The sequence below is a fragment of the Cryomorphaceae bacterium 1068 genome, from assembly GCA_027214385.1.
In the GTDB taxonomy this organism is placed as follows: Bacteria; Bacteroidota; Bacteroidia; order Flavobacteriales_D; family Cryomorphaceae; genus JAKVAV01.
The window spans coordinates 153,147-172,646 of record JAPVXR010000004.1 but is presented as its reverse complement, the minus strand read 5'-3'; the positions used below and the strand labels follow the sequence as shown (position 1 = coordinate 172,646).

Below are 19,500 nucleotides of genomic sequence, written 5' to 3'. Positions count from 1 at the left end.
GCTTTAGAAAAATGAAAGGAATCATTTTAGCCGGAGGCTCAGGAACCCGACTCTATCCGCTTACCATATCGGTGAGCAAGCAGCTGATGCCTGTCTACGACAAACCGATGATCTATTATCCTTTGTCTACCCTGATGAGCGCGGGGATCAGCGAGATACTCATCATTACTACGCCTCACGATCACGAAAACTTCAAACGTCTGCTAGGCGATGGCAAGCGCTTAGGGTGCAACTTTACCTACGCCGTTCAAGAGGAACCCAACGGACTTGCACAGGCATTTGTGATTGGCGAGGAGTTTATCGGAAAAGACAAAGTAGCCTTGATTCTAGGCGACAATATCTTTTACGGTTATGGCTTGGAAGAGCTGCTATCTGAGAATAATGATCCTGAAGGTGGAATAGTCTATGCCTATCACGTTTCAGACCCGGAACGGTACGGTGTAGTGGAGTTTGACAAAGAAATGAAGGCACTGAGTATTGAGGAAAAGCCTGAAAAACCTAAGTCGAATTACGCAGTTCCGGGACTTTATTTCTATGACAACAGCGTTGTGGAGATAGCTAAAAACCTTAAGCCTAGCGCTCGCGGTGAATACGAGATTACTGATGTAAACAAAGCGTATTTGGCCCAAGGAAAATTGCAGGTATCTGTAATGAATCGAGGAACGGCTTGGCTGGATACGGGTACGTTTTCTTCACTTATGGCAGCAGGCCAATTCGTAGAAGTAATCGAAGATCGTCAAGGGCTCAAAGTCGGTTGCATAGAAGAGGTGGCTTATCGAAAAGGATTTATTGACGCCGATCAGCTCAACCAAATTGCCCAACCTTTTGTTAAAAGCGGCTACGGACAGTATCTGCTTAATTTGATTAAATGAATTCTAAACTCGATCAGCTGCGATCGCTTCTCGATTCAGAGATAGCGACCTATACTTCTCATCTTCCCGAAGACAATCTCCATACTCCCATCAAGTACATTATGTCCTTGGGTGGCAAGCGCATTCGGCCATCTTTGGTTTTGCTTTCCGCAAATGCCTTCGGTGGCTCCGTTGAAAGAGCCATGCCGGCAGCTTTGGCGGTAGAGATTTTTCACAACTTCACCTTGGTTCACGATGATATCATGGATGAAGCCCCTCTGCGAAGGGGGAAAGAGACTGTGCATCAGAAATGGGATACGAATACCGCCATACTTTCAGGCGATGCCATGGTCATTGAGGCCTACAAACAATTGGCTCTCTGCGGTGCCGAGCATCTTCCCGAGCTTTTGGACTTGTTTAACCGCACTTCGGCTGAGGTTTGCCTCGGTCAGCAGTACGATATGGATTTCGAAGAAGAGGAAGGAGTTTCGGAAGAGCGATATATTGAAATGATCGGGTTGAAAACGGCGGTTCTCCTAGGATGCAGCCTGCAAATGGGCGCCATTTTGGCCAATGCCACCAAAGAGGAGTCAGAAGCGATTTATGCATTTGGCAAGGCCGCGGGTATCGGATTTCAATTGCAAGACGATTATTTAGACGCCTTTGGAAATCCCGAGAATTTTGGAAAACAAGTGGGTGGCGATATCATTGCCAATAAGAAGACCTATCTTATCATTCGCGCTTTGCAGAAGGCTTCGGAGGAACAACGGAATGAGTTGGAAGCCATTTATTTCAAAGGCATTATTTCTGACTCGGCTGAGAAGGTAGAGCGAGTTCGTCAGGTATTTCTGGATTTAGAAGTAGATAAGGATATTCAGGTTCGTAGCAATGAGTATTTCGCGGAAGCTAAACGCCAACTGGACAAAACGAATTTAAGCACTGAAGGAAGGGAGCAGATGGAAGGATTCCTTAAGCTGCTCCAAGGCCGAAGCCACTAATTGCCATAAATATTCCTGAGGGCATCCCGAAGCGTGTTGTATTTGAATTGAAAACCGGCTGATTTGATCTTTTTAGCGGAAGCTCGACTTCCTTCTAAAATCAAACGACCCATTTCTCCAAAAACGGCTCTCAAAACGAATGACGGCACATTGGGCAACCATAGTGGCTTTTTGAGCGCTTTAGCCGTTTCTTTCGTCAAATCTTTGTTGGTCACATGGTCTCCGTTTACCGCGTTGTAAACTCCGTGGTAATTCTCGTTCTCTATGGCTTCTAGATACATTGCGCAAAGGTCATCGATGTGGATGTAGGGCACCCATTGCTCTCCCGATCCGAGAGGAGCGCCGAAGCCAAACTTCACAGGTTGCGCTATTTTCTCAAGAGCACCGCCATTTGCCGACAATACAATGCCCGTTCTCAGTTTCACCACTCGAGCCAAGTCTGAGAATTGATCTGCTGCTTTTTCCCACAGCACGCAGCAAGTCCCTATGAAATCATCTGAAGGCGGGTCAGTTTCCGAATAGATTTTTTCCGTCGTATCCATCCCATAGTAGCTGATTCCGCTGGCTGATACGAAAACTTTGAGTGGTGTATTGAGCTCTTTGGCCTTTCGGTAAAGAAGGTTGGCAGATTCTACACGGCTGTCAATGATGATCTTCTTCCGATTATCCGTCCATCTGCCATCGGCTATGCCGGCTCCCGCCAAATGAATGATGGCTTCAACACCCTGAAAGGCAGCGGCGTCAATTTCGCCTTTTGCGAGATCCCACACGAAAGTCGGAATATTATTTTCAGATGACTTACTTCTGGAAAGGTGGTTGACTTCGTGCCCATTTGCTAAGAGCAATTTTGTCAATGCCGAGCCTATGAGGCCCGAACCACCGGAGATGAGGATTTTCATATTCTGCTAATCTAACGATTCAATCAACCCTTAAGGATAATGAAAAGTTTTGCTGAAACGCTGCTTTACTTTCAAGGAGTGGTAAAACAACAAAGGCCCGCTGGAAAGCGGGCCTTTGAATCGGATTTGATCTCGATTTATAGAGTCGGAATAAGTACTGTATCAATTACGTGTACCACACCGTTTGTTCCTTGAACATTAGTTAGAATTACGGTAGATTCACCGCCGTTAGCATCAGTTACGGTCACCGTAACATCGTCTGCATCTACCCCAATGGTAATGTCTTGACCGTTCAACGTTCCTACAGCACCCGGATTAATGTCTTCCGCACGAACTTGACTACCTACTACATGGTAAGTAAGTACTGATGTAAGTTGCTCAAGAGTTAATCCGTCTACAGTTGATTGAATCGCTTCAAATGCGCTGTTTACAGGAGCAAATACTGTAATCGCATCTGCTTCTTCAAGTGTTGTAACGAGATCAGCGGCTACTACTGCGCCTACTAATTCGCTAAAATCCGAATTGAAGATGGCGTGATCAACTACTGAAGGAAGCTCAAGAACTCCATCAATTTCGTGGATCACTCCGTTTGTTGCGAATATGTCAGCGGCAACTACTGTTGCACCTTTGTCTGCACCATTGTTTCCGTTACCACCGTTTACCAATACGGTGTTGTTTGCCGGCTCAGCTAGCAATGATAAAGCATCTCCTTCAGGTGATGTAGTACTAGAAGTACCCACATATGTTTTACCTACAACGGCTGAAGCTGGTATCTCCGCTCCAATCACGTGGTAAAGCAATAATTCAGAAACGGCATCTACACCAAGGGCCGCTGCAGCCTCATCTACTCGGCTTCCATCATTATTGTCATCAGTTAACCCTGCTTGGTCGAAAAATTCATTAAACGCATCATTGTTCGGAGCAAAAACAGTCAATGAACCATCAGCTGCCACTGCATCTACTAAATCTGTAGCAGTTAATGCTTCTACTAAAATACTGAATTGTGGACTAGCCACGGCGAGTTCTGCGATAGTTTGTGTTGGTGCTGGAGTCGTTTGTGGCGGATCCTCGTCATCGTCATCATCGCACGATGTCATCACTAACGTTAAACTTAAAAATAAAAGGAATGAAAATTTACTCACGTCTTTAATCATGGTTTTATATTTTTTATGGATTTAAGATTCACTTAACATAGAGACATAGTGCTTGTTCGATTCCCCCATTTAACAAAGCTCAATATCCGGGAATCTCAAACGTTAGATTGATGTTGCTTTTTTTACTCTTGTTAGTCGTTGCAAACGATCATTTGTGCAGAAGTCTTGGGCTTTTCAGGTTTTTAGCGAAGATGTAAAAGCCAACTTTAAAAATTCAAACACTTGGATTCCGGAATGAAATTTACTTTGACTTTTTTCTTATTTTTTGTCCTCTTGCTGATTACACCTCAAGAAGTTTTTTCGCAAGATCAAGCCTTCGTCGACTATTGGGATAAGAACCAAAAAGTGAAACGAACCGAAGGGCTTTATCGCCGTGGACTGGAACATGGAACTTGGAAGTATTACTATAGTGATGGCTCGATAAAAGAGGAATCAGAATTCTTCTTGGGTCGACTCAATGGCCCCGTCAAAAGGTTTTACAAGAATGGTCAATTGGAAACTGAAGGATACTTTGATTGGGATAGACCTGATAGCGTGTTGCATGCTTTTTACCCTTCAGGCACTCCGAAAGAGACAGGCTACTTTAAGGATGGTGCTAAGACCGGCGAGTGGAAATATTGGTATCCCGACAGTGTTTTGAATATGGTTGAATTTGTCCATAAAGAAGACAGCATTGAGATGGTGAGTTACTTTCTGTCTGATGGAACCGCCGCTGTCAAGAATGGCTCGGGGTTTATGGAAACCTTTTACTCTGATGGCGAGCAAAAGAGTAAGGAAGCATACACGAATGGATGGATGACTGGAGAGTCCACTACATGGTATCCCGACGGTCAATTGCGGACGAGAGGGTATTATGAGCAAGGAAAAAAGGACAGTATCTGGGTGTATTATTTTTCCAATGGCAATCTTTGGAAAGAAACCCATTTTGAAAAGGATTCGCTGCAGGGACCGTTTATCGAAAATTTTGAGAACGGACAGGCTGCGGTGAAAGGACAGTATGAAATAGGGCTGAAAGAAGGGGAGTGGCAATTTTTTCGCGACAGCGGGTTCATGGAGATGAAGGGACCTTTCGAGAATGGACTTCAAGAAGGCATTTGGAGATATTATTATCCCAATGGACAAGTACAATACGAAGGTACATGGCAGCAGGGGGAAAAGTCAGGAGAATGGACATTTTATTACCCCGACGGGAGCACATGGCGAAAAGGAGAATTCCTGAAAAATAAACGCAACGGCAATTGGACCACTTGGTTTGAAAACGGAAACAAGTTGCAGGAGGGCTCATATGTCAATGGATTGGAAGAAGGCATATGGAAGTCGTGGTACAAGCCAGGCTCTCCAAAAGATGAGGGCAGTTTTGCTGCCGGGAAACTCGTTGGAAAGTGGAAGGGATGGTTTCCCGATGGATCTCCGATGTACGAAGGCTCGTGGCAAGGAGACGAGAAAGTAGGTAACTGGAAGCACTACCATGAGAATGGGAAACTTGAAGAGAATGCTTGGTACAAAAATGGACGTCTAAACGGTCCTTTTGCCGAATATTCTGAGCAGGGAATTCCAATCAGAGAGGGTACTTATTTGGAAGGCAAGCCAGATGGCAAATGGATATACTTTTTTCCTGAAGGGGGAAAAATGAGGGAGTCAGGCTATCGCAAGGGAAAGCAGCACGGTAAGTCCGTTATGTACCACCGTCGCGGAGGGCAGCCCGAGCTCGAAGAATACTTTGAAGATGGAAAGCGGCAGGGAGTTTCCACATCGTTTTCGCCTAGAGGCAATGTGATCACTAAGATTGAATACAAAGATGGTCGAAAAGTGAGGGTGGTGGAAGACAACCGAATGAATCACTAGCATCATTGATTTTCAGGAAAAATCATTACATTTGCAGTCAGAAAATAAAAGAAACTAAATCGAGGGGCCGAAGCCCCTCTTTTTATTGATTGCAAGTGATTACCGAGAATACCATAAGAAGTTTAATAGCAGAGAAGATCGAAGGGACGGAATATTACATTCTGGAACTGGAGATTAAGCCCGGGAATAACATTCGGGTTGAGCTCGAAAGTATGGGGCCTGTATCCATCTCAGATTGCGTAGATATCAGTCGTCAGATTGAGCATAACCTCGATCGTGAAGCTGAGGATTTTTCGCTCCAAGTGAGTTCTCCGGGCATTGACAAACCTCTCAGAGATCATCGTCAGTACGTTAAGAACATTGGTAGGGATTTGAAGGTGAAGTTGACGGGAGGAGAAGAAGTTGAAGGTGAGTTATTGACTGCGGATGAAAAAGGGATCAAGTTGCATACGAGCAGAAAGGAGCGCGTACCTGGAAAAAAGAAGAAAATACTTATTGAAGAAGAATTGGATCTGTCTTACCCTGAAGTAAAGGAGGCCAAAATCAAAATCAATTTCAAATAATAGCACATGAGCAATGTAAATTTGTTCGACTCGTTCACCGAGTTCAAAGAGTTTAAAAATATCGATCGTGAAACGATGATGCGTATTTTGGAAGATGTCTTCCGAAACATGTTAATCAAAAAACACGGTACGGATGATAACTTCGATATCATCATAAATCCTGACGAGGGAGATTTAGAGATTTGGCGTAACCGCGAAATCGTTCCTGATGGTGAGGTAGAAGATGATAACGCGCAAATAGCCTTAACTGAGGCGGTAAAAATTGAGCCTGATTTTGAAGTAGGTGAAGAAGCTACGGAAGAAATCAAGCTCGACCACTTCGGCAGGAGGTCGATTTTGTCGATGCGTCAGAATCTTGTTTCAAAGATTATTGAGCTCGAGAAAGACAGCCTTTACAACAAGTACAGCTCAAGAGTCGGCGAAATAATCGCTGGAGAAGTTTACCAGGTTTGGAAACGAGAGATCCTTTTGTTGGACGATGAAGGGAATGAATTGATTTTGCCAAAGTCTGAGCAAATCCCAAGCGACTACTTCAAGAAGGGTGACACCGTAAGAGCGGTAGTAGCCAAGGTTGAAATGCGCAATAACAATCCTGTGGTTATCTTGTCCAGAACGGCACCTGAGTTTTTGGAGCGTTTATTTGAAATGGAGGTTCCCGAGGTATTTGATGGATTGATTACCATCAAGAAAATCGTTCGAGTTCCGGGAGAAAGAGCCAAAGTAGCTGTAGAATCATACGATGATCGTATAGACCCCGTGGGTGCTTGTGTTGGGATGAAAGGTTCGAGAATTCACAGCATCGTTCGCGAATTGAAGAATGAGAATATTGATGTGATCAACTACACGGCAAATGATCAGTTGCTCATCCAGCGGTCATTAAGTCCTGCAAAGATCACCAGTATTAAGATAGATGGTCAGAAGGCCGAAGTCTTCTTAAAGCCTGATCAAGTTTCTCTAGCCATTGGTAAGGGAGGCCACAATATTAAGTTAGCCGGAAAGCTGACAGGATTCGAAATTGACGTTTACCGCGATTCTGAAGGAGAAGACGAAGACGTAGATTTGGAAGAATTTGCAGATGAAATTGATGGTTGGATCATTGATGAACTCAAGAAGGTTGGTTTGGATACAGCGAGAGCAGTACTCGACCTGGCTCCTGAAGAGTTGGTGAAGAGATCAGACCTTGAAGAGGAAACTGTCAAAGAGATAATGAAAATTTTGAGCGAAGAGTTAGAGTAGAGCGTAATTGCGCTTATTTTTTAACTTCGCAGAAACCCCGATAATTTTATATGCCAATACGCAAAGCATCGGTACGACTAAGTAAAGCAGCAAAGGAGTTTAACGTTGGTATTCAGACCATCGTTGATACCCTCGCGGACAAAGGTTTTGAGATAGAGAGCAAGCCCAATGCGAAAATTGAGCCTGCTGCCTACGAAATTCTCATGGATGAATTTCAGGACTCAAAACAACTTAAGGAGAAAGCTAAGACAGCCGGAAAGGTTACAGCCAACAAAGAGACTGTGACCATAGAGAGAGAGAAAGAAGAGCGCAAAGAGAGAGAAGAAGAGAAAGAAGAAGTTCTCATTAAAAATGTGCAAGGCGTTCCCGATGACGTTTATAAGCCTGAGGTCAAAGCGAAACCGGGAGTTTCTGTCGTTGGAAAAATAGACCTGAATAAGGATAAAAAGCAACAGCCAAAACCTGAGCCGAAAGAAGAGGAGAAGGTAGAGGAAAAGAAGGAAGAACCTGTTGCTAAGGCTACTGAGGAGCCAAAAGAGGAGAAAGCCGAGCCTGCCCCTGTAGCCGAAGAAAAGAAGCCTGCAGAGCCTACAGCCGAAGAAAAGGCTGAGCTTGAGAAGAAAGAGAAAGCTCAGAAGGAAGAGGACAATACTATACGCACCAACGTTCAAAAGCTCGTTGCGCCTACAGTACTGGGTAAGATTGATCTTCCGGAGAGGAAGCCGAAGAAAAAGCCTGTTATTAGTACTGATCCTGACAAGGATACTCAGAAAGGAAGAAGAAAGAGAAAACGTCTTCGTACCGATAAGGTTGATGTAAGCAAACCAGGTCAGAATAAGTCTAAGCCCAAAAGAGGGAATGAACGCCGTGAGGTAAGTAAAGAAGATATCGATCGCGAGTTGAAAGAAACGCTTGCTAAACTGCAAGGTGGTGGTGGAAAAAACAAAGGAGCCAAAAACAGAAGGCTCAAGCGAGATGAGCACCGTTCGCGTGCCGAAGAGAAACTCCAACAAGAAGCTGAAGAATCAAAATTACTGAAGCTAACGGAGTTCGTAACGGTGGCTGATTTAGCTTCGATGATGGACGTTAGTTCAAATGAGGTGATTTCAGCTTGTATGTCCCTTGGTATTATGGCCTCGATCAATCAGCGATTGGATGCTGAGACCTTGACTATTATTGCCGAGGAATTTGATTATGAAGTTGAGTTTACTTCCGCCGACATTCAAGAGTCAATAGAGACTGAGGAAGATAAACCCGAAGATCTGGTGCCACGCGCTCCTATCGTTACCGTAATGGGACACGTTGACCACGGTAAAACTTCGCTTCTTGACCACATTCGTAAAGAGAATGTAATAGCCGGTGAAGCCGGGGGAATAACCCAGCACATTGGCGCATACAGCGTTGAGGTAAATGACGGTAAGAAGATTACTTTCTTGGATACTCCCGGTCACGAGGCCTTTACCGCGATGCGTGCTCGTGGTGCTCAAGTTACCGACTTGGCAATTATCGTAATTGCTGCTGATGATGATGTGATGCCTCAAACAAAAGAGGCCATCAATCATGCACAAGCAGCAGGGATCCCGATGATTTTCGCTTTCAACAAAATTGATAAGCCTGATTCAAATCCCGAAAAACTTAAAGAGCAGCTGGCTCAAATGAATATTTTGGTAGAAGATTGGGGTGGTAAGTACCAGAGCCAAGATATTTCTGCCAAAAAAGGAACAAACATTGACGAGCTTTTGGATAAAGTACTTCTGGAGGCAGAACTCCTTGATTTAAAAGCAAATCCGAAGAAACGAGCAATTGGAACTGTAATCGAATCTACCTTGGATAAAGGTAGGGGGTATGTTACTACCCTTCTCGTAGAAGCAGGAACAATGCGTGTCGGAGATGTGGTATTAGCAGGCCAGCATACCGGTCGTGTTAAAGCCATGATGAATGAGCGTCATCAAAATATTAAAGAAGCCGGGCCATCCGTGCCTGTGTCAATGCTCGGTCTCAGTGGTGCGCCTAATGCAGGTGATCGTTTTCACGTGATGGAAGACGAGCGTGAAGCGCGTAACATTGCTACGAAGCGTGAGCAGCTATGGCGTGAACAAGGCGTCAGAACTCAGAAACATATTACGCTTGATGAGATCGGTCGTCGAATTGCAATCGGAGACTTTAAGGAATTAAACGTGATCATCAAAGGTGATGTGGATGGTTCTGTCGAAGCATTGAGCGATTCACTCCAAAAGCTTTCTACCGATAAGATTCAGGTCAATGTTATCCACAAAGCCGTAGGACAGATTACCGAAAGCGATGTTCTTTTGGCAACGGCTTCTGATGCGATTATCGTTGGTTTTCAAGTCCGCCCATCAGGTGGTGCTCGAAGAATAGCAGAGAAAGAAGAGATTCAAATCAAAATCTACTCTGTAATCTATGCGGCCATCGAAGAGATCAAGGATGCCATGGAAGGAATGCTTTCCGCGAAAATCGAAGAGAAGATCGTTGGAAACGCTGAAATCCGAGAGACATTCCGAATTTCAAAAGTGGGTACGGTTGCAGGTTGCTTCGTGACCGATGGAAAGCTGAATCGAAACAATATGATTCGTGTTATTCGCGATGGTATTGTAGTCTACAGTGGAGAATTGGGAAGCTTGAAACGATTCAAAGATGACGTCAAAGAAGTGTCTAAAGGCTATGAATGTGGTTTGAACGTGAACAAGTTCAACGATATTAAAGTAGGCGACATCATCGAAGCATACGAGGAAGTAGAAGTGAAACAAACACTGGACGACTAGTCCTTTTTTGAATCTTCCGCTTCTTTTGATTCATCTTTCTCCAAGGATGGTAACTCTATTTTGTCTTTCACCAAGTAGCATCCCTGATACTCAGAGTCAATTTCTTGTTTGAATTTTTCTCCTTCTGTTCTGCTTCGGAAATCTCCTACTCGAAGGCGGAAATTTGGGGCTAAATAAGATATGTATGCAGGCAGCTCAGGATGCGATTGAGCAAACTTGGCTTTCTGATCCAGTGCTTCTTTTCTTTTGCCAAAGAAAATCTGAACGCGATAACCGTCTTGTAGACCAGGATACTCTTTCTTTAGGTTGTCCAATTCAGTGATTCGCTCGTCTTCAATAACCGTAATTGTCCCTGGTAGATTATTCTGCGCCGACGAATCTTTGCTTGTTCGGTAATCTCTGGAGTAGACCCGTTCCTTCAATTGCGCATCTTCATCTTGTCCTTGAGACGTTGAAATACAGGCTAGTGAACTTAGGATTAAGAGAAAAATAGACTTTGACATACGCTTGTTTCTTTGGCAAATTTAAGACCAATAATTTCCTATCAATCCAATCTAACGTAATTCCAGACATCATGAGTATAAAAATGATCTTCCTCGAGCCCTCTTTCTTCGAATACATTGGTTATTTAGAATCATTTTAAATTATTTCTGACCCTGACAATTTTATGACATAAAGGGGGTATCGAAACTCCTTTCTCTTATTTTTGCCGAAAAATTTGCGGCTATTTATCTAAGCTCAATTGTAGATATGATGCAGTTTTCAGAAAAGATGAAAAGGTCTTTTAATATATTTTTAGCAGCCCTACTTGTAGCGGCATTTGCTGGTGTTGGTGAGGTTTCTGCCCAAGACGGCGAGAAACTATTTAAGGCAAACTGTTCTTCTTGTCACAAGGTTGATCAGAACATGACAGGGCCCGCTCTGAAAGGAGTTGAGGAGCGCTGGGCTGGGAAGGAAGAGTTGCTTTATTTATGGATTAAGAACCCTAATGCAGCTCTTGAAACAGGAGATTCTTATGTAAAGAATCTCTACAATGAGTGGTTTCCGAAAGGTGGTTTGATGCCTGGTCAGGCAGTCAATGACGAGGAGATTGCTGCTATCCTGGATTATGTCAAGAATTGGGAGCCTCCTGTAAGAGAGACTCCTAAAGGGCCTGAGCTTGCTCCTGTAGCTGTGGATCGAGGTCTTGATACCACTTGGTTGCTTATTGTCCTGTTCATTCTTCTCATCCTGATTTTCTCTCTTTGGAGTGTTCGTTCTTCACTGAATAAACTTCAAAACTCTATGCTCGCAGCAGAGGGAATGGAGATCCAGCCTGAAATGTCGTTTGGCGATAAAGCCAAAATATGGCTGTGGCAAAACAAAGTTTTTGTTTCCATTGTGAGTATTCTCTTTGTGGTTTATTTGGCCGTTAGTGGATATGAGGCCCTCATGGGTGTTGGAGTTTACCAAGGCTACACTCCGGAACAACCAATTGCATTTAATCACACGCTTCACGCTGGTGAAAATGGCGTGGCTTGTGTGTATTGTCACACGAGTGCATTGAAAAGTAAGCACGCGGGAATTCCTTCGGCTAACATTTGTATGAACTGCCATAAGGGGATCAATCAAGGTAGAAGCGATGAAGGTACTGCGGAAATCATGAAGATATACGAGGCAGTAGGTTGGGATATGGATAACCAAGAGTATACGGGTGAAGAGAAGCCAATCAAATGGGTGAAAGTTCACAATCTTCCTGATCACGCTTATTTCAATCACGCGCAACACTACGTTGTAGGTGAGATTGAGTGTCAGGAATGTCACGGTGAGATTCAAGCTGAATACACTGTCGCTGGACAACACGCTCCGCTTACTATGGGCTGGTGTATCAACTGTCACCTTGAGACTGAAGTGAAGATGGAGGGTAACGAATATTATGACGAAATTCACGAGCGTCTTAAGGAGAACGGTAAAGACGAACTAAAAAAATACTTGGAAGATGGAACCATTACCGCCAAAGAATTGGGTGGATGGGAATGTGCCAAGTGTCACTATTAATTAGCTGAGTAAAGGGATTTATGGCAAAAGATAAGAAGTACTGGGTCGGGCTTGAGGAGCTTCAAGAGAACCCGGAATTCATGCAAAACAGTCAGAACGAATTTGCCGCTCAACAATCTGTTGACGACTTTTTGTCAGAGACTGAATTATCAAAGACATCGACCAATCGGCGCGACTTTCTTAAATTTTTAGGATTTAGCGTTACAGCAGCTACCGTAGCAGCTTGTGAAACTCCTGTTATTCACTCCATTCCTTATGTGAATAAACCTGAGGAAATCACTCCGGGTATCCCAACATATTATGCTTCCACCTATTTTGATGGACAGGACTACGCCAGCATTATGGTGAAAACCCGTGAAGGTCGTCCGATTCATATCAAAGGAAACACCAAGCATGGTCTGAATGATGGGGTTGTAAATGCAAGAATCAACTCTTCCGTTCTGAGCCTTTACGATGGTGAACGATTGAAGCAGCCAATGATCGATGGGGAAGCAGTTGAATGGTCAGCCGTGGACTCGAAAGTATCTAAAGCTTTGCAGTCGGCAGCAGATAAAGGTGGGAACATCACTCTTTTAATGGGAACCATCATCAGCCCTTCGACCCAAAGAGCAATTGACAATTTTAAAGCGAAGTACGGAGAGGAAGTAGTAAACGTAGTTAACTACGATCCTATCTCATTAAGTGGAATCAGAAAGGCGAATGAACTGACTTTTGGAAAGTCGATGATTCCTGATTATGACTTCTCAAAAGCCCGTACCATCGTTAGTTTTGGTGCTGACTTCATGAATAACTGGCTGTTCCATACCGAGTATGTTGCGCAATATGCTAAGAACAGAAAGCCAACTGGTGACTGGATGAGCAAGCACTTCCACTACGAAGCGAATTTGTCTCTAACAGGTTCAAACGCAGATGTGCGTGTTCCGATCAAATCTTCTGATGAAGGAAGAGCGTTGGTTGCACTTCACAACGAGATTGCGGGTAAGATGGGGTCATCTACGGTGTCAGTTAATACGGATGATCTTCCGATGAACGCCATTAAGATGACCGCGGATGAACTGTTGTCAAATAAAGGTCAGTCATTGGTAGTGTCAGGAAGCAATGATCCTGATAATCAAGTTGTGGTAAACGCTATTAATACGCTCCTTGGAAACTATGGCAATGCCATCAGTACTTCCAAAGAGATGTTCATCAAGCAAGGCGATGACGCTGCAACAGTGGCTTTAGTAAATGATATGAAGCAAGGAAAAGTGGATGTGCTGATTATTGGCAGCTCCATAAACCCTGCGTACTCATTGCCTAATTCTGATGCTTTCCGCGAAGGATTGGCTAAAGTTGCAACAAGTGTTTCTTTTGCTTTGTGGCAAGACGAGACAGCTACTCTTTGCAATGTGAATTGTCCTGATAATCATTACCTCGAGTCGTGGAATGATTTCTACCCGGTCACAGGGCATTATGCGCTCGCACAGCCAACTATTGGAAAATTGTACAACACCCGTCAGAATCAAGAGAGTATTTTAGCTTGGACAGGTGATAATACCGAATACCGTGAGTTTATCAAGGGTGTTTGGAAAGAATATATGATAGGTCTTGGTGCCGAAGGACTCCTTTTTGAAGACTTTTGGTTCAATGCTGTTAGAAATGGTTCTGTTGATGTTGAGCTTCCGGAGATGGTAGAAACTCCAGAACTCAATATAGAGGCAGTATCTGCTTCTGCTCGAAATGCAGCTAAGTCAAAATCTGTTGAAGGGTTCGAAGTGATTACTTACTCTAATACAGGTATTGGAGATGGGTCGCATGCTACCAATCCATGGTTGCAAGAATTACCTGACCCGATTTCCAAGGTGACTTGGGACAATTACATTGCTATGAACCCGGCAGATGTTGAGTCAATGGGATTTAATATGCACTTGGGACAGGAGTTACCTGCATCAACCGCAACCATTACGGTGAACGGTGTCAGCGAAACGCTACCGGTGGTTCCACAACCAGGTCAAAAGCAAGGTACTGTATCTATAGCATTAGGCTATGGTAGAGGTGCCAATGAAGAGAATATTGGAAAAGCGGCATACCGAACCAAACAATACGGCGGGTATGATATGGACGACGATGGTAAAAGAATACCAATAGGATCCAATGCTTATCGCTTTGTAACGGTAGCTAATGGACACATGAGCTACTTTGTAGGTGGAGCTAAAATTGAAGCCGCAGGAGAAGAATATCCTATCGCTACCACTCAAGTTCACCACACCATTATGGGGCGTGATTCTGTTTTAAAGGAAACATCACTAGCCGTTTTCAAGAACGAACCGCAAGAAGCTTACAATAAGCCTCATAGACTCGTAGTTCACGAAGATGGTGAGATGATCAAGAAAGATGTGGACAAGATTGACCTTTGGGATCAGCATACCGTGGAAGGTGTGGGGCATCACTGGGGAATGGTTATCGATCTTTCTACTTGCATCGGTTGTAGTGCTTGTGTTACCGCGTGTCACTCAGAAAACAATGTGCCTGTTGTAGGAAAAGATGAGATCAGAAGAGGACGAGATATGCACTGGATGCGTATTGACCGTTACTACTCATCAGACATGAGTTTGGAGAAAGGCGAAGAGATGGGTATGGGTGCTATCGATACGTATCGGGAAATGGAAGAGCCTGAGTATACCAATCCGACTACTACATTCATGCCTATGATGTGTCAGCATTGTAATCACGCTCCGTGTGAAACGGTTTGTCCTGTTGCTGCTACCACACACAGTAATGAAGGTTTGAATCAGATGACATATAATCGCTGTATCGGAACTCGATACTGCGCAAACAACTGCCCGTTCAAAGTTCGTCGATTCAACTGGTTTAATTACAAAGCTTACGATAAGTTTGCTGAGGTTAACCCTTCACAAGACGCTACTGCAAGATTGGTATTGAACCCTGATGTTACCGTTCGATCTCGAGGGGTAATGGAGAAATGTACCATGTGTGTTCAGCGTATCCAAGGAGGTAAGCTTGAAGCTAAAATGGCTGGAAAACCAGTTCAAGATGAGCAGATCATCACTGCTTGTGCTGAGGCTTGTCCTACGAACGCCATCACTTTCGGAGATCGAAATGATGAAGGTACTAGAGTTAGAAAAGCAGAAGACGACAAGAGACATTACTATGCTCTTGAAGAAATTGGAGTTCGACCGAGCATTAGCTACAAGGTTAAAGTCAGAAATACTGAGGTTTAAAGAAATATCTAGAATATGCACAAAGAAGCTGCCATAAGAGAACCGCTGATATTAGGTGATAAGACTTATCATGATATCACTGCGGATGTGGTTGGGCCAATTGAGAATAAAGCTCCTAAAGCCTGGTACGTTTTAATTACCATAGCAGGACTTATTGCTCTCTGGGGCTTAGGATGTGTCGTTTACCTGATTAGTACAGGAATCGGTGTCTGGGGTTTGAACAAAACCGTAGGCTGGGCATGGGATATTACCAACTTCGTTTGGTGGGTTGGTATTGGTCACGCAGGTACCTTGATATCTGCCGTACTATTGCTCTTCCGTCAGAAATGGAGAATGGCAATTAACCGCTCCGCAGAGGCAATGACCATCTTCGCCGTAATGATGGCCGCGCTCTTTCCTGGAATTCACATGGGAAGAATTTGGTTAGCGTATTGGGTTTTCCCATTACCAAACATGTTCGGTTCTCTATGGGTTAACTTTAACTCGCCACTTCTTTGGGATGTTTTTGCAATCTCTACTTATTTTAGCGTATCGCTGGTATTCTGGTACATTGGTTTAATTCCTGATTTTGCCACCATTCGCGATCGTATGACAAATCCGCTGTCAAAAAAGATCTACGGATTGCTCAGTTTCGGTTGGTCAGGAAAGGCGAAGCAATGGTCACGATTTGAGGAAGTATCGCTTGTGCTGGCAGGGTTAGCTACACCGCTTGTATTTTCGGTTCACTCGATTGTATCTATGGACTTTGCAACTAGTGTGATTCCCGGATGGCATACAACAATTTTCCCACCATATTTTGTATCGGGTGCGGTATTCTCCGGTTTCGCCATGGTACTTACGCTGCTCTTGATCATGCGTAAGGTGATGAAGCTTGAAAACTACATTACCGTTAAGCACGTGGAGTACATGAACATCGTAATCATAGTGACCGGTTCAATTGTCGGTGTGGCCTATATTACTGAGCTTTTTATCTCATGGTACTCGGGAGTTGAATACGAATCATATGCTTTCATCAACCGTTTCAGTGGTCCGTATTTCTGGGCATATTGGGCAATGATGACTTGCAATGTGGTAAGTCCACAATTGTTTTGGTTTAAGAAGATCAGAACCAGCTTCATTGCGACATTCATATTATCCATAGTAGTTAACATTGGAATGTGGTTCGAGCGGTTTGTAATTATCGTAACATCACTTCACCGTGACTACGTGCCTTCGAGCTGGTCAATGTTCTATCCGACTTGGGTGGATATAGGAATTTTCATTGGTACAATCGGGATATTCTTTACTCTATTCCTTTTGTTCGCAAGGTTCTTCCCTGTATTGGCTTTGAATGAATTGAAAACGATCCTGAAAGTATCGGGTGAGAAATATAAAAAAGAAGATCACTGATAATGGCTAGCACAAGTAAAACAGTGAAGGTGGTACACGCCATGTTTGACGATGACCACCGTCTTTTGGACGCTGCGAGAGATATCGTAGGTCAAGGTATTCGTGTTAAAGACGTGTACTCACCATTCCCCATTCACGGACTTGATCCGGTTATTGGTGTTAAAAGAACGAGGTTGGCGATTGTGTCTTTCATGTTCGGATTAACAGGTCTAAGTCTCGCCCTCCTGGGAATGTGGTACTTTATGATTCAGGATTGGCCTATGAATATTGGAGGGAAACCAAGTTTCTCGCTTTTGGAAAACCTTCCTGCTTTTATTCCTGTGACATTTGAGTTTACGGTATTATGCGCCGCCCACGGGATGGCCATAACCTATATGCTCAGAAATGGAACCTTACCGGGTATGCCAGCTGTAAATCCGGATCCCAGAACGACGGACGATAAATTCGTAATGGAAATTACCAGCGAAGAAAATCCTGAAATGACTTCTGAAGGATTGAGTTCCATGCTGAAGAATGCAGGAGCTATTGAAATCAATGAAAAAGAAATTGCGGTAAAATGAGAAACGCATTTGCAAAAATATCAGTAGCTGTTTTAGCAGGTTTTGCGCTTTCTTCTTGTATTAAGCAAGAACAAAGTCCGGGGTACGAATACATGCCTGATATGTACAGAAGCCCTGCAGTTGAAGCCTACGTTGATTACGGTGAGGTGAGAGATACGCTACGCGATCCCTATAATTTGACTATATCTGCAAGAAAGCCAGTTGAAGGAACTGTTCCAACAACGGCAGACATAATGAATGATATGCCATATATGATTCCCAACACGCAAGAAGGGTATCAGTTGGCAGGCGAGGTATTGAAATCTCCCTTTCCGCAAAACGAACAGTACATTGAAATGGGTAAAGGAATTTACACCAATTTCTGTGTTCAGTGTCACGGAGCTGAAGGCCTTGGAAATGGACCTGTAGTGGAAAAGGGAGGACACCCTGCACCACAGGCTTACAATGGTCCCTTAAGTGAATTGCCCGAAGGAAAAATGTTCCATACTCTTACATATGGTAAAGGAGCTATGGGATCTCACGCTTCTCAGTTGACTAAAGCTGAAAGATGGAAAGTTGTTGCTTATGTGAAGTATTTGCAGAAGCAAGGAAATGAAGAAGAGGAAGAGGAAACCGAAGAAACTTCGGATATCAAAGGATAATACTATTAACGAAACTAACACAACCCGGAGGATGAACTTCGTATTCTCAAACAGAGCCAAAATAATTTCATACGTACTGATAGCAATTGGTGTGTTGACATTGATTTTAGGTTTTATTTTCGATCATAGTGAACACCACGGAAGATTTTGGTCTAACGTGTTGATCAATGGTTTTTACTTTTTAGCAATAGCCTTGGGAGCACTGTTCTTTTATGCGCTTCACTTTGCAACCGAAACCGCTTGGGCTGTTTCCCTAAGAAGAGTCATTGAGGCAGTATTTTCATTTGTTCCAATCGGTCTTGTAGTGGTTTTAGTTGTCCTTTTGGCATCTAGCTTCCACTTAAATCATATATACCATTGGATGGATGAGGCAGTTCACGCAGAGTTTGTCACAGAATCTACAGTAGGTTCTGAGCACCCTGAATTCTATGCTTCCATGGAGGAAGCACAAGAGAGCGGTGCAGTTGTGGTAGCAAATGCCGAATATGACGAGCTGATCGCCAATAAATCGGCTTACTTGAACTTGCCTTTTTTCTGGATAAGAACACTTCTCTATGCAGCTGTTTTATTCTTGTTTGCCCGATGGTTTAGAAGAAGATCACTGAAAGAAGATGAAGTAGGTGGAGTAGAACTGCACCTTAAAGGCTATAAGAGAGGTGCTCTCTTCTTGGTCTTCTTTGCTGTTATATCAAGCACAATGTCATGGGATTGGTTGATGTCGATTGACACGCACTGGTTCTCTACACTCTACGGTTGGTATGTATTTTCAGGTATGTGGGTGTCTGCTATGAATGTGATTGTAGTTCTATCACTTTACCTCATTTCGAAAGGATACTTAAAGGATATCAACTCCAGCCATATTCACGATGCAGGTAAGTGGGTATTTGCCCTCAGTTTCTTATGGTCTTACCTGTGGTTCTCACAATTCCTTTTAATCTGGTATTCAAATATTCCTGAGGAGGTTACTTATTTCATCACCAGAATAGAGCAGTATCAGATTCTATTTTTCGGGATGTTTATTATCAACTTTATGATACCAATGGTGTTATTAATGTCAAGAGATGCGAAAAGAAACCCGCGTTTTTTGATTGTGGTCGGAACTATAATATTCATAGGACACTACTTAGATACATTTATGCTTATCACTCCCGGAGTGTTGTTTGAGCATTGGTATTTTGGTTGGTTAGAGATAGGAATGTTCTTAGGCTTCACAGGTTTGTTCATCAACAGAGTGCTTAGCGCACTAACTAAGGCGCCATTGATGCCGCAGAAGTCGCCATACTTGGATGAAAGTTTACACCACAGCATTTAATTAGGATAAGG

The 19,500-nt window shown here is 43.6% G+C and carries 15 protein-coding genes; 12 read left to right on the top strand and 3 right to left on the bottom strand.

Annotated features, from left to right (window positions below):
- Positions 1-11 precede the first annotated feature (11 nt).
- The gene (gene rfbA / locus O3Q51_07690) at positions 12-872 is read left to right on the top strand and encodes a glucose-1-phosphate thymidylyltransferase RfbA (GenBank protein MCZ4408685.1); all 861 of its coding nucleotides are present in this window, start codon (positions 12-14) and stop codon (positions 870-872) included.
- Positions 869-1,849 (top strand): polyprenyl synthetase family protein, encoded by a 981-nt coding sequence (locus O3Q51_07685; GenBank protein MCZ4408684.1) that lies wholly within the window; start codon positions 869-871, stop codon positions 1,847-1,849. Before rfbA ends, O3Q51_07685 begins: the two co-directional genes overlap by 4 nt.
- Here the strand turns inward: O3Q51_07685 and O3Q51_07680 are convergent.
- The gene (locus O3Q51_07680) at positions 1,846-2,748 is read right to left on the bottom strand and encodes a TIGR01777 family oxidoreductase (protein MCZ4408683.1); all 903 of its coding nucleotides are present in this window, start codon (positions 2,746-2,748) and stop codon (positions 1,846-1,848) included. The two genes, O3Q51_07685 and O3Q51_07680, sit on opposite strands and share 4 nt — an antisense overlap.
- A gap of 137 nt (positions 2,749-2,885) precedes the next feature.
- Positions 2,886-3,845 carry a fasciclin domain-containing protein gene (locus O3Q51_07675; GenBank protein ID MCZ4408682.1) on the bottom strand — a complete coding sequence of 320 codons (960 nt, stop codon included), beginning with the start codon at positions 3,843-3,845 and terminating at the stop codon, positions 2,886-2,888.
- Between the two features lie 291 nt (positions 3,846-4,136).
- Here O3Q51_07675 and O3Q51_07670 point away from each other — a divergent pair, with 291 nt between their 5' ends.
- The 4 genes from O3Q51_07670 to infB all read left to right on the top strand — a co-directional run bounded on the left by O3Q51_07670 (position 4,137) and on the right by infB (position 10,329).
- Positions 4,137-5,747 (top strand): hypothetical protein, encoded by a 1,611-nt coding sequence (locus O3Q51_07670; protein ID MCZ4408681.1) that lies wholly within the window; start codon positions 4,137-4,139, stop codon positions 5,745-5,747.
- Between the two features lie 95 nt (positions 5,748-5,842).
- Positions 5,843-6,310 carry a ribosome assembly cofactor RimP gene (gene rimP / locus O3Q51_07665; protein ID MCZ4408680.1) on the top strand — a complete coding sequence of 156 codons (468 nt, stop codon included), beginning with the start codon at positions 5,843-5,845 and terminating at the stop codon, positions 6,308-6,310.
- 6 nt (positions 6,311-6,316) lie between these two features.
- Entirely contained in the window at positions 6,317-7,546 is a 1,230-nt protein-coding gene (gene nusA / locus O3Q51_07660) for a transcription termination factor NusA (GenBank protein ID MCZ4408679.1), read from the top strand.
- A 50-nt stretch (positions 7,547-7,596) separates the two neighbouring features.
- Positions 7,597-10,329, top strand: a complete 2,733-nt coding sequence (infB, locus tag O3Q51_07655; protein MCZ4408678.1) for a translation initiation factor IF-2 — start codon at positions 7,597-7,599, stop codon at positions 10,327-10,329.
- Here the strand turns inward: infB and O3Q51_07650 are convergent.
- Entirely contained in the window at positions 10,326-10,832 is a 507-nt protein-coding gene (locus O3Q51_07650) for an SPOR domain-containing protein (protein MCZ4408677.1), read from the bottom strand. The genes infB and O3Q51_07650 overlap by 4 nt on opposite strands.
- A gap of 268 nt (positions 10,833-11,100) precedes the next feature.
- Between O3Q51_07650 and O3Q51_07645 the strand changes: the two genes are divergently transcribed.
- From O3Q51_07645 to O3Q51_07620, 6 genes are read left to right on the top strand one after another with little or no spacing between them, the layout of a single operon-like run.
- Positions 11,101-12,366, top strand: a complete 1,266-nt coding sequence (locus tag O3Q51_07645; protein MCZ4408676.1) for a c-type cytochrome — start codon at positions 11,101-11,103, stop codon at positions 12,364-12,366.
- A 20-nt stretch (positions 12,367-12,386) separates the two neighbouring features.
- Positions 12,387-15,587 carry a TAT-variant-translocated molybdopterin oxidoreductase gene (locus O3Q51_07640; GenBank protein ID MCZ4408675.1) on the top strand — a complete coding sequence of 1,067 codons (3,201 nt, stop codon included), beginning with the start codon at positions 12,387-12,389 and terminating at the stop codon, positions 15,585-15,587.
- A 15-nt stretch (positions 15,588-15,602) separates the two neighbouring features.
- Entirely contained in the window at positions 15,603-16,976 is a 1,374-nt protein-coding gene (gene nrfD / locus O3Q51_07635) for a polysulfide reductase NrfD (GenBank protein ID MCZ4408674.1), read from the top strand.
- 2 nt (positions 16,977-16,978) lie between these two features.
- On the top strand, positions 16,979-17,536 hold the full coding sequence (locus O3Q51_07630) for a DUF3341 domain-containing protein (protein MCZ4408673.1): 558 nt from the start codon (positions 16,979-16,981) through the stop codon (positions 17,534-17,536).
- Positions 17,533-18,177 (top strand): cytochrome c, encoded by a 645-nt coding sequence (locus tag O3Q51_07625; protein MCZ4408672.1) that lies wholly within the window; start codon positions 17,533-17,535, stop codon positions 18,175-18,177. Before O3Q51_07630 ends, O3Q51_07625 begins: the two co-directional genes overlap by 4 nt.
- A gap of 31 nt (positions 18,178-18,208) precedes the next feature.
- Complete coding sequence (locus O3Q51_07620; GenBank protein MCZ4408671.1) at positions 18,209-19,489, top strand: quinol:cytochrome C oxidoreductase; 1,281 nt, start codon at positions 18,209-18,211, stop codon at positions 19,487-19,489.
- Positions 19,490-19,500 lie beyond the last annotated feature (11 nt).

Coding starts and splice junctions, on each gene's coding strand:
- O3Q51_07625 (MCZ4408672.1), top strand. CDS start 17,533: ATGAGAAACGCATTTGCAAAAATATCAGTAGCTGTTTTAGCAGGTTTT.
- O3Q51_07650 (MCZ4408677.1), bottom strand. CDS start 10,832: ATGTCAAAGTCTATTTTTCTCTTAATCCTAAGTTCACTAGCCTGTATT.
- nusA (MCZ4408679.1), top strand. CDS start 6,317: ATGAGCAATGTAAATTTGTTCGACTCGTTCACCGAGTTCAAAGAGTTT.
- O3Q51_07675 (MCZ4408682.1), bottom strand. CDS start 3,845: ATGACATCGTGCGATGATGACGATGACGAGGATCCGCCACAAACGACT.
- rfbA (MCZ4408685.1), top strand. CDS start 12: ATGAAAGGAATCATTTTAGCCGGAGGCTCAGGAACCCGACTCTATCCG.
- infB (MCZ4408678.1), top strand. CDS start 7,597: ATGCCAATACGCAAAGCATCGGTACGACTAAGTAAAGCAGCAAAGGAG.
- O3Q51_07680 (MCZ4408683.1), bottom strand. CDS start 2,748: ATGAAAATCCTCATCTCCGGTGGTTCGGGCCTCATAGGCTCGGCATTG.
- nrfD (MCZ4408674.1), top strand. CDS start 15,603: ATGCACAAAGAAGCTGCCATAAGAGAACCGCTGATATTAGGTGATAAG.
- O3Q51_07670 (MCZ4408681.1), top strand. CDS start 4,137: ATGAAATTTACTTTGACTTTTTTCTTATTTTTTGTCCTCTTGCTGATT.
- O3Q51_07640 (MCZ4408675.1), top strand. CDS start 12,387: ATGGCAAAAGATAAGAAGTACTGGGTCGGGCTTGAGGAGCTTCAAGAG.
- O3Q51_07685 (MCZ4408684.1), top strand. CDS start 869: ATGAATTCTAAACTCGATCAGCTGCGATCGCTTCTCGATTCAGAGATA.
- O3Q51_07645 (MCZ4408676.1), top strand. CDS start 11,101: ATGAAAAGGTCTTTTAATATATTTTTAGCAGCCCTACTTGTAGCGGCA.
- O3Q51_07620 (MCZ4408671.1), top strand. CDS start 18,209: ATGAACTTCGTATTCTCAAACAGAGCCAAAATAATTTCATACGTACTG.
- O3Q51_07630 (MCZ4408673.1), top strand. CDS start 16,979: ATGGCTAGCACAAGTAAAACAGTGAAGGTGGTACACGCCATGTTTGAC.